The 10,010-nt window shown below is 72.7% G+C and carries 9 protein-coding genes; 6 read left to right on the top strand and 3 right to left on the bottom strand.

What is annotated here, in order from left to right; genetic code table 11:
* Positions 1 to 142 precede the first annotated feature (142 nt).
* Both ACF07B_RS06055 and ACF07B_RS06060 read right to left on the bottom strand, forming a co-directional pair.
* On the bottom strand, positions 143 to 1,594 hold the full coding sequence (locus ACF07B_RS06055) for a peptidoglycan D,D-transpeptidase FtsI family protein (RefSeq protein ID WP_369484020.1): 1,452 nt from the start codon (positions 1,592 to 1,594) through the stop codon (positions 143 to 145).
* Positions 1,595 to 1,712: 118 nt separating this feature from the next.
* Positions 1,713 to 2,486, bottom strand: a complete 774-nt coding sequence (locus ACF07B_RS06060; protein WP_362407137.1) for an IclR family transcriptional regulator — start codon at positions 2,484 to 2,486, stop codon at positions 1,713 to 1,715.
* 131 nt (positions 2,487 to 2,617) lie between these two features.
* Here ACF07B_RS06060 and ACF07B_RS06065 point away from each other — a divergent pair, with 131 nt between their 5' ends.
* Positions 2,618 to 4,147, top strand: coding sequence for an aldehyde dehydrogenase (NADP(+)) (locus ACF07B_RS06065; RefSeq protein ID WP_392177876.1), 1,530 nt, complete (start codon positions 2,618 to 2,620; stop codon positions 4,145 to 4,147).
* Between the two features lie 188 nt (positions 4,148 to 4,335).
* On the top strand, positions 4,336 to 4,944 hold the full coding sequence (locus ACF07B_RS06070; protein WP_392177877.1) for a DUF1349 domain-containing protein: 609 nt from the start codon (positions 4,336 to 4,338) through the stop codon (positions 4,942 to 4,944).
* On the opposite strand, the gene ACF07B_RS06075 is transcribed toward ACF07B_RS06070, so the two are convergent.
* A complete protein-coding gene (locus ACF07B_RS06075) occupies positions 4,904 to 6,292 on the bottom strand; it encodes an MFS transporter (protein ID WP_392177878.1) in 1,389 nt (462 codons plus the stop codon). The two genes, ACF07B_RS06070 and ACF07B_RS06075, sit on opposite strands and share 41 nt — an antisense overlap.
* Positions 6,293 to 6,362: 70 nt before the next feature.
* Here ACF07B_RS06075 and ACF07B_RS06080 point away from each other — a divergent pair, with 70 nt between their 5' ends.
* The 4 genes from ACF07B_RS06080 (at position 6,363) to ACF07B_RS06095 (ending at position 9,883) form a co-directional block, all read left to right on the top strand.
* Positions 6,363 to 7,358 (top strand): GlxA family transcriptional regulator, encoded by a 996-nt coding sequence (locus ACF07B_RS06080; protein ID WP_392177879.1) that lies wholly within the window; start codon positions 6,363 to 6,365, stop codon positions 7,356 to 7,358.
* On the top strand, positions 7,355 to 7,906 hold the full coding sequence (locus ACF07B_RS06085) for a GNAT family N-acetyltransferase (protein ID WP_392177880.1): 552 nt from the start codon (positions 7,355 to 7,357) through the stop codon (positions 7,904 to 7,906). The genes ACF07B_RS06080 and ACF07B_RS06085 overlap by 4 nt, the downstream gene beginning before the upstream one ends.
* 79 nt (positions 7,907 to 7,985) lie before the next feature.
* Entirely contained in the window at positions 7,986 to 8,705 is a 720-nt protein-coding gene (locus ACF07B_RS06090) for a DsbA family oxidoreductase (RefSeq protein WP_369484015.1), read from the top strand.
* 125 nt (positions 8,706 to 8,830) lie between these two features.
* Positions 8,831 to 9,883, top strand: coding sequence for an aminotransferase class V-fold PLP-dependent enzyme (locus ACF07B_RS06095; RefSeq protein WP_392177881.1), 1,053 nt, complete (start codon positions 8,831 to 8,833; stop codon positions 9,881 to 9,883).
* Positions 9,884 to 10,010: the final 127 nt, after the last annotated feature.

A 10,010-nucleotide genomic window follows, 5' to 3' on the forward strand; every position in this document is an offset into this window, starting at 1 on the left:
GGTCCGGGGGCCCCTCCCCCACCCACCCGGGGGCGCTGGGCCCGGGGGGCCCCCCCCCCCCCCGGCCCCCGCCCCCCCCCCCCGCGCCCCCCCCCCCCCCGGGGGGGGGGGGGCCCGCCGCGCGTGCGGGGCCGGGCGGGGCTCAGTTCTTCAGCGCCGCCCGCATCATCGCCTTGGCGACCGGCGCCGCCAGACCGTTGCCGCTGACCTCCGAGCGCGCCGCGTCCGACTGCTCGACCATGACCGCGACGGCGACCTCCTTGCCGTTCGAGTCGGACTTCGCGTACGACGTGAACCAGGCGTACGGCGTCTTGCTGTTCTTCTCGCCGTGCTGGGCCGTGCCGGTCTTGCCGCCCACGGTCGCGCCGGGGATCAGGGCGTTGGTGCCCGTGCCGTCCTCGACGACCGTCTGCATCGCGGACCGGAGCTGCCGGGCGGTCTCCGAGCTGACGATCTCCTCGGTGTCCGTGCTGTCGTCGTAGTCCTTCAGCACGTTGCCGTCGGAGTCGCTGGTCTGCGACACCATGTGCGGCGAGACCAGCTTGCCGTCGTTGGCGATCGCGGCGGACACCATCGCCATCTGGAGCGGCGTGGCGGTGACGTCGAACTGCCCGATGCCGGTCAGCGCCGTGGACGACCGGTCCATGCCCGTGGGGTACACGCTGGCGTACGCCCGCACCGGCACGTCCTGCTTCGTGTTGTTGAAGCCGAACTTCTCCGCCATGGCCCTGACCTTGTCCTGGCCGAGATCGACCGCCATCTTCGCGAAGACGTTGTTGCAGGAGTACTGGAGCGCGACCCGGATCGAGGCGTTCTCGCAGGGAGCGGACGCGTTCTCGTTCTTCAGGACGGTCGTCGTGCCCGGCAGGGTGTACGGGTCCTGGCTGTCCGTCTTCGCGTCCACGTCGGAGTAGAGCCCGTTCTCCAGCGCGGCGGCGGCCACGACCAGCTTGAACGTCGAGCCCGGCGGCAGCGGCTGCCGCAGCGCGCGGTTGACCAGCGGCTTGTCGGGGTCCTTGGTCAGCTTCTGCCAGACGCTGGTGTTGCCCGCGCTGATCGAGGTCGGGTCGTACGACGGTGTCGAGACGGCCGCGAGGATCTTGCCGGTCTTCGGGTCGATCGCGACGGCCGCGCCCTTGTTGCTCCCGAGCGCGTTGTAGGCGGCCTTCTGGACGGCCGGGTCGATCGTCGTGACCACGTCACCGGGGTCGGCGCGCTTGTTGGTGAGCGTGTCCAGCGGGTTCTTCAGCTGGATGTCCGAGCCGTCCAGCAGCTTCTGGTAGATGCCCTCCAGCTGGGTCGCGCCGTACACCTGCGAGCTGTAGCCGGTGACCGCCGCGTACAGGCTGCCGTTCTTGTACGTGCGCTTGTACTTGAGGTCGCTCCCTGTCGTCTGCGCGGAGCCGGTGATCGCGTCGCCGGCCACGATGATGTTCCCGAGCGGGTTCGCGTACAGCGCGATCGCGTTCCGTCGGTTGTCCTTGTCGTCCGCGAGTGCCTGGCCGTCGTAGAACTGCACCCAGGTCGCCCTGATCAGCAGAGAGAGCACGAGCAGCAGTGTGAAGACGGCGGCACGCCTGATCGTCTTGTTCATCCCGCACAGAAGGACGAGCGATCGGGGGTGAATCGTTCCCGTCCGCCCGGTTTTCTCATCATTCCCTCATGCGGCCACCGGGCCGGCCGTCGTGCCTGTCAGAGCCTGTCGGACCCTGTCAGAGCCTGCGGGTGGCCAGGGTGAGCCGGTCGCGGGCGTCGAACAGGGCGTCCTTGACCATCTGCTCGTGCGCGGGGGTGAGCCGGGCCACAGGCACCGAGCAGCTGATCGCGTCACGGGCGGGTGTGCGGTACGGGATCGCCACACCGAAGCAGCGCAGCCCGAGCGTGTTCTCCTCGCGGTCCACCGCGAAGCCCTGCTCCCGCACCTGGTGCAGCTCCTCGATGAGCTTCTCCCGGTCGGTGATCGTGTGCTCGGTCAGCGCGGGGAGCGTCTCCGGCAGCATCTTGCGGACCTGCTCGTCGCCGTACGTGGCCAGCAGCGCCTTGCCGAGCGAGGTGGAGTGGGCGGGGAGCCGGCGGCCGACCCGGGTGAAGGGGCGCAGATAGTGCTGCGACTGCCGGGTGGCCAGATAGACGACGTTCGTGCCGTCGAGGCGCGCGAGGTGGATCGTCTCGGTGGTGTCGTCGGAGAGCCGGTCCAGGGTGGGACGGGCCGCGGCGACCACCTCGTCGCCGTCGATGTACGAGGTGCCGACCAGCAGGGCCCGGACGCCGATGCCGTACCGCGTGCCCGTCGCGTCCGTCTCGACCCAGCCGAGCTCCACGAGCGTCCGAAGCAGCATGTACAGGCTGGACTTGGGATAACCGACGGCCTCCTGGACCGCGGCGAGGGAGTGCATTCCGGGCTTGCCGGCGAAGTACTCCAGCAATTCCACGGTTCGCACCGCGGACTTGACCTGCGCCCCGCCGCCTGTCTCGCCTGCCGACATCGCCCTTGACCCCTTCGTTGGACGGGAAATAGTCTCCGACAGGAGTTCACCATCAGAGACAGCGTTCAGCATATCGAACACTCCTGGTGAGCGACACAAGAACTGTGGCATTACATCTGAAGGGACCCGCGGTGGCAGCAGCACCAGTCTGGAGTGTCGACCCCCGTACCGGGAAGCAGCGGGAGCAGGTTGCGGTGGAGGCCACGGCCCAGGAGGTGGACGAGACCGTCCGCGCCGCGCACGCCGCCCGTCCCGCTCTCGCCGACCGCACCGTACGCGCCGCGTTCCTGCGCACCGCCGCCGACCTGCTCGAAGGCGCCAAGGACCAGCTCGTCGAGGCCGCCGACGCGGAGACCGCGCTCGGCCCGGTCCGGCTCACCGGTGAACTCGCCCGCACCTGCTACCAGTTGCGTGCATTCGCCGGAATCGTCGACGAGGGCGCCTTCCTCGACGTCGTGATCAACCACCCGGACGCCACGGCCACCCCGCCGATCCCGGACCTGCGCCGCTACAAGGTGCCGCTGGGCGTCGTCGCCGTGTACTCGGCCTCGAACTTCCCCTTCGCCTTCTCGGTGGCCGGCGGTGACACGGCCAGCGCGCTGGCCGCGGGCTGCCCGGTCGTCGTCAAGGTCCACCCCGACCACCCGGCGCTCTCCGAGCTCGTCGCGGCCGTCCTGCGCCGCGCGGCGGGCCGGCACGGCATTCCCGAGGGCGTCATCGGCCTCGTCCACGGTTTCGAGGCCGGTGTCGAGCTGGTCCGGCACCCGCTGGTCGCGGCGGCCGGGTTCACCGGTTCCGTCCGCGGCGGGCGCGCGCTGTTCGACGCGGCCTCCTCGCGTCCGGTGCCTATTCCCTTCCACGGCGAGCTGGGCTCCCTGAACCCCGTGGTCGTCACCGAGGCCGCGGCCGCCGAGCGCGCCGAGGAGATCGGCACGGGACTCGCCGGCTCGATGACCCTGGGTGTCGGCCAGTTCTGTGTGAAGCCGGGCCTGGTGCTCGCTCCGGCCGGCGCGGCGGGCGACCGTCTGCTGAAGTCCCTGACCGACGCGGTGAGCGACACCGCCGCCGGGGTCCTGCTCGACCACCGCATGCGCGACAACTTCATCGCCGGGGTCGCCGAGCGCGCCGCGCTCCCGGACGTCCAGGCCCCGGTGACGCCGGGCGCCGGCGGTGAGCACACGGTGAGCCCCGGGTACCTGACCGTGCCCGCGAGCAGGCTGGTGGCCGAGGGCGAGCACGATCTGCTCCTCGAGGAGTGCTTCGGGCCGCTCACGGTCGTGGTGCGCTACGAGGACGAGTCCGAGGCCGGCGCGGTGCTCTCCCGGCTCCCCGGCAACCTCACGGCCACGGTGCAGCTCTCCGCCGAGGAGGCCGCGGGCGAGGGGCGCGGCGCGGAGATCCTCGCCGAACTCACCTCGCTGGCGGGCCGGGTCCTGGTGAACGGCTGGCCGACCGGGGTCGCCGTCGCGCCGGCCCAGCACCACGGAGGGCCGTACCCGGCGACGACCTCGACGTCCACCTCGGTCGGCGGCACCGCCATCGAGCGCTGGATGCGGCCGGTCGCCTACCAGGGCGTGCCCGAGGCGCTGCTGCCGCGCGAGCTGCGCGACGACAACCCGCTGGGCCTTCCGCGACGGTACGACGGGCGCCTGGAGCGCTAGATCCGACGCCGGGCCGGGCCGTTTCCCGCTGGGCCGGTCCTGGCCGCGATTCCCCGCGGGGCGGTCCTGGCCGGTTCCGTGTGCGGGCCGTTGTGCGCCGGCCGGCCCCTCGGGGGGACGGGCCGGTTCCGTACCGTGCCGGCCTCTCTCCCGGAGAGGCCAGCCGGGAACCTGAGAGACTTCGGACCATGGACGTCACACTCCCCGAACTCCCCTTCTCCCTGCGCACCTACGGCCCCGACGGGAACTGGTCGTACGAGGACGGTGTCCTCACCGGCTGGGCCGGGCCCCGGCAGGACCGCTTCGTGCCACCCACCGGCGAAGGACTCGACCCCGCTTCCGACGCCCCGAGGCTCCTCGGTTCGCCGGAGGGGGACTTCCAGCTGATCGCCCGCGTGACGGTGGGCTTCGGAGCGGCCTTCGACGCGGGCGTGCTGTACGTCCACGTCGGGGAGCGGGCCTGGGCGAAGCTGTGCCTGGAGTTCTCCCCGGACGTTCCCACCGTCTGCACGGTGGTCACCCGGGGGCACTCCGACGACGCCAACTCCTTCACGGTGGAAGGCAGTTCCGTCTGGCTGCGGGTGAGCCGCACGGGCCGCGCCTTCGCCTTCCACGCCTCCCGCGACGGCGAGCGCTGGACCTTCGTGCGTCTGTTCACCCTGGACGGCGAGAAGGAGACCGGGGCGGCGCTGGTGGGCTTCATGACCCAGTCGCCGATGGGGGAGGGCTGTGTGGTGACCTACGACGGCATCGAGTTCAGGCCTGACTGGCCGAGCGACCTGAGAGACGGAAGCTGAGGGCGGACGTCACGGTGAGCAGGGCCGCGCTGACGGCCAGGCTCAGCCGCATGCCGGTCTCGAAACCGCTCGCGACCAGCGCCCCGAACACCGCGATGCCCAGGCCCCCGGACACCTGCCGGGCCGCGTTGAGCACACCCGCCGCCAGCCCCGCCCGCTCGGCGGGCACGGCGTCCATCATCGCGGCGGTGAGCGGCGGCACCGTCAGGGCGCACCCCAGCGCCAGCGGGACCAGCAGGACGGCCACCAGCACCGGGGACGTGCGGGCGTCGACGCACAGGAGGGCGAGCAGCCCGGCGGCGGCCACGGGCTGTCCCACCAGCATCGGCAGCCGCGGCCCGTAGCGTCCCGTGAGCTTGCCGGCCACCACGTTCGTCACCGCGATCAGACTCGTCATCGGCAGGAACAGCAGCCCGGTGTACAGCGCGGAGTGGTGCTGGACCTGCTGGAAGAACAGCGAGAAGACGAAGACCATGCTGTAGAACGCGACGCTGACCGCCGAGCCCGCGGCGACCGTCGTGGCCACGGTCCGGTCGCGGAACAGGCCGAGCGGCACCACAGGGTGCGCCTGGCGCGCCTCGATCCGCAGGAACGCGGCGCCCGCGACCACGGCCGTCAGCAGCGCCACCCGACCCGCCGTCCCGCCCTCGATCACCGCGAAGGCCAGCGCCGAGAGGGTCACCACCGCCGCCAGCTGGCCGGGCAGGTCCAGCGGAGCCGGGCGGGGCCGCGAGCGGGGGGCCCGGAGGAGCAGCAGCAGGATCACCGCGCCCACCGGCAGGTTGACGAAGAAGACGCCCCGCCAGTTCCAGGCCGCGATCAGCGCGCCGCCGGCCACCGGACCGAGCGCCACCGCCAGCGAACCGCCCGCCGCCCAGGCGGCCACCGCGCGTGCCCGCCGGGCCGGTTCCGCGTACGCCTGCCGCACCAGCGCCAGCGAGGCCGGGAGCACGACCGCCGCCGCCACACCCTGCACCACCCGGGCGCCGACCAGGGCCGGCAGGTTCGGGGCCAGTCCGCAGGCCGCCGAGGCGAGAGTGAACACCACGGTGCCCAGCGCGTACGCCCGGCTCGCCCCGGCCCGGTCCGAGAAGGCGCCGGTGGACAGCATCAGCGCGGCGAAGGCCAGGGTGTAGGCGTCCACCACCCACTGAAGGCCGGACATCCCGGCGCCGAAGGAGGAGCCGATCGTGGGGAGGGCCACGTTCACCACGGACGCGTCGAGACAGGTCAGCGCGAAGCCGAGCAGCGAGGCGGTGAGGGTGAGCGCGGAAGAGGGCCTCTGGGACCCCGACTTCCCCTGACCGGGGACGGGTTCGGCGGCCCGGGACATCTGGTTCGTTGACATGTCCCCATGCTGCGGACCCTCGACCCCGTACAGTAGTGGCCTGAATGCCATGCTTCCGGAGGTTCTGGCCATGCCCGAGCTGCTCGCCCCGCACCGCGTCACCGTCATCGCCCCCTCTCCCGTCTCGCTGTTCAACCTCGCGATGCCCGAGATGCTGTTCGACAAGGTCGTGGTGGACGGCCGGCCGGGTTACGAGGTGGTCGTCTGCACGGCCGAGCCGGGACCCGTACCCACGACCGGCGGACTCGACCTGTACGTCCCGCGCGGTCTGGAGGCCGTGCGGGAGGCGGACACGGTGGTCGTCGCCGGCACCGGGGCCCCGTTCGAGCCGGACCCGCGGATCGTGGCGGCGCTCCGCGAGGCGGCCGCCGCGGGCCGGCGCATCGCGTCCATCTGCACCGGCGCCTTCCAGCTCGCCGAGGCGGGCCTGCTCCAGGGCCGCAGGGCCACCACGTACTGGGCCCACGCCGGGGTGATGCGCCGGCGCTATCCGCAGGTCGAGCTGCGCGGAGACGTGCTGTACGTGCAGGACGGGCCCTTCCTGACGTCGTCCGGCTACGCCGCCGGCATCGACCTGTGTCTGCACATCATCCGCACCGACTACGGCGCCGCCGTCGCCAACGAGGTCGCACGCCTCGCCCTGGTCGCCCCCGTACGGCCCGGCGGCCAGACCCAGTTCACCCAGACCCCGCTGCCCCCCGAGCGCGGCAACGCCTGTGCGGACACCCGCGGCTGGGCCATGCGCAACCTCGACAAGCCGCTCACCCTCACCGACCTGGCCCGGCACGCGGGCGTCAGCGTGCGCACCCTCACCCGCCGGTTCCACGCCGAGAGCGGGGTCAGCCCCCTCCAGTGGCTGCTCCACCAGCGCGTCGAACGGGCCAAGGAACTCCTGGAGACCACGACCCTGCCGATGGACCAGGTGGCCGGTGCCTGCGGGCTCGGCACGGCCGACTCGCTGCGCGCGCACGTGGTCCGACGGACCGGCCTCACCCCGAGCGCCTACCGGACCCAGTTCAGCCGGCACGGAACCGCGACCGGAACCATGACGTCCTCCGTTGCATGATCAGTGAACGTGTGACCGGCGCGCTGGTGATCCGCACCGCCCTGCCCGTCGAGGCCGAGACCATCGCCGATCTGCACTTCCGGGCCCGTTCGACGTACTACCCGGACGGCGTCCCGCAGGGAGACATCGACTGGGCCGAGGCCTGGCGCGGCTCCATCGCCCGCCCCGACGCGCATGTGCTGTGCGCTGTCGCGCAGGGCCGGATCGTCGGCATCGCCTCGTTCCGTACGGACGAGGGCGCGCCCGCCGACACGGTCAAGCTCTTCCAGTTCCACGTCGATCCCGGCCACTGGCGGGCCGGAATCGGGAGGTCGCTGCACGCGGCCTGCGTGGAGGAGTGGCAGGCGGACGGCGTGCGCGCGGCGACCCTCGACGTGCACACCGACAACCTGCGCGCGCAGGCCTTCTACGCCCGCCTGGGCTGGGCCCCCGATCCGGAGAACCCGCCCGCGGAGGGTGATCACCACCTGTACCTGCGGTACGACGTGGCCAGGCGTGCGGACGGGGCCCGGGGCGCGGACAGGCAGGCGGACGCGGCCGGGGAATGACCCGAGCCGCTTGAATGTTCACCTATACGACGTCCCTGGAGGGTGTCCCCCATCCGCACGACCTGGAGAGAGCCGAACAATGCGCGTCGAGATCTGGTCCGACATCGCCTGCCCCTGGTGCTATGTCGGCAAGGCCCGTTTCGAGAAGGCGCTCGACGCCTTCCCGCACCGTGACGAGGTCGAGGTCGTGCACCGTTCGTTCGAGCTGGACCCCGGCCGCGCCAAGGGCGACACCCAGCCCGTGATCACGATGCTCACCAAGAAGTACGGCATGAGCGAGGCGCAGGCGCAGGCGGGCGAGGAGAACCTCGGCACGCAGGCCGCCGCCGAGGGCCTCGCGTACCGCACCCGGGACCGCGACCACGGCAACACCTTCGACATGCACCGGCTGCTGCACCTGGCCAAGGCGCGGGGCCGCCAGGACGAGCTGATCGGCCTGTTCTACAAGGCCAACTTCGCCGAGGAGCGGACCGTCTTCGGCGACGACGAGCGGCTCGTGGAGCTGGCCGTCGCCGCCGGGCTCGACGCCGGCGAGGCCCGCGGGGTCCTCGCCGACCCCGCCGCCTACGCGGACGACGTCCGCGCCGACGAGCGCGAGGCCGCCGAGCTGGGCGCCAACGGCGTCCCCTTCTTCGTGCTGGACCGCACGTACGGTGTCTCCGGCGCACAGCCCGCCGAGGTCTTCGCCCAGGCGCTGGCCCAGGCGTGGGGCGAGCGCCCGCCGCTCACGCTGCTCCAGGACGAGAGCGCCGACGCCGAGGCCTGTGGCCCGGACGGCTGTGCCGTCCCGCAGAACTGACCAGCGCGGGAGAGGGGCCCCGGCGCCGGAAGACGCAGGTCGGGGCCCATGCATAAGCGCCGCTTGGGGAAACCACGTAAAAGTCCTCAATGGACTTGGGCATCGTCCGGGCCCACAGTGGTTCCATGGAGACCTTCGAGACCCTCGTCCGTGCCGAGTTCGCCCCGAAGAACACGTTTCTGAACACCGCGAGCACCGGCCTGCTCCCCGCCCGCACCGTCGCGGCCCTGCACGAGGCGGTGGCCCTGCGGGCCGCGGGCAGGCCGATCGACTCCCTCTTCGAGGACGTCGAGCTGGCCCGCGCCTCCTTCGCCCGGCTGGCCGGTGTCCCGGCCGCCCGGGTCGCGGCCGGCCCGTCCGTCGCGGCCCAGACCGCGCTGGTCGCCTCCGGGCTGGCCCCGGGGTCCGAAGTCCTCACGGCCGAGGACGACTTCACCTCCGTGCTGAACCCGTTCCACGTCCGCGGTGACCTCAAGGTGCGCGCCGTACCGCTGGAGCGGCTCGCCGAGTCCGTACGGCCCGGCACGGCGCTCGTCGCGGTCAGCGCCGCCCAGTCCGCCGACGGCCGGATCGCCGACCTCCCCGCGCTGCGCGAGGCGGCCCGCACTCACGGGGCGCGCACCTACGTCGACTTCTCCCAGGCGGCGGGCTGGCTGCCGATCGACGCGGACGGCTACGACTTCACCGTGTGCACCACCTTCAAGTGGCTGCTGGGCCCGCACGGCGCGGCCTTCCTCGTGGTGCCCGAGGACTTCGGCGGGCTCACCCCGCTGTACGCGGGCTGGGTCGCCGCGGAGCGGCCCTGGGACGCCTGTTACGGCCCGGTGCAGGAACTCGCCCACTCCGCCCGCCGGTTCGACGTCAGTCCCGCCCTGTTCACCCATGCCGGGGTGCGCCACTCCCTCGCCCTGATCGAGGAACTCGGCGTGGACGCCGTGCACGAGCACGACCTGGCCCTCGCCGAACGGTTCCGCGCGGGGCTGGCCGCGCTGGACCACGAGGCGCTGCCCGCACCCGGCTCCGCCATCGTCTCCGTGCCCGGACTCGGCCACCGGCAGGGCGAGTTGAGCCGGGCCGGCATCGAGGTGTCCAACCGCGCGGGCAACCTGCGGGCGTCGTTCCACCTCTACAACACGCCCGCCGACGTCGACCGTCTCCTGGACGTGCTGTCCGGCTGACACGGCCGGGGGGGGCCGGGGGGGCCCCCCCCCCCCCGCCCCCCCCCCCCCCCCCCACCCCCCCCCCCCCCCCCCCCCCCCGGGGGACGCCCCCCCCCCCCGACACCCGCGCCCGCCCCCGGGGGCG

Origin of the sequence: Streptomyces sp. NPDC015532, assembly GCF_043078065.1 — a bacterium.
In the GTDB taxonomy this organism is placed as follows: domain Bacteria; phylum Actinomycetota; class Actinomycetes; order Streptomycetales; family Streptomycetaceae; genus Streptomyces.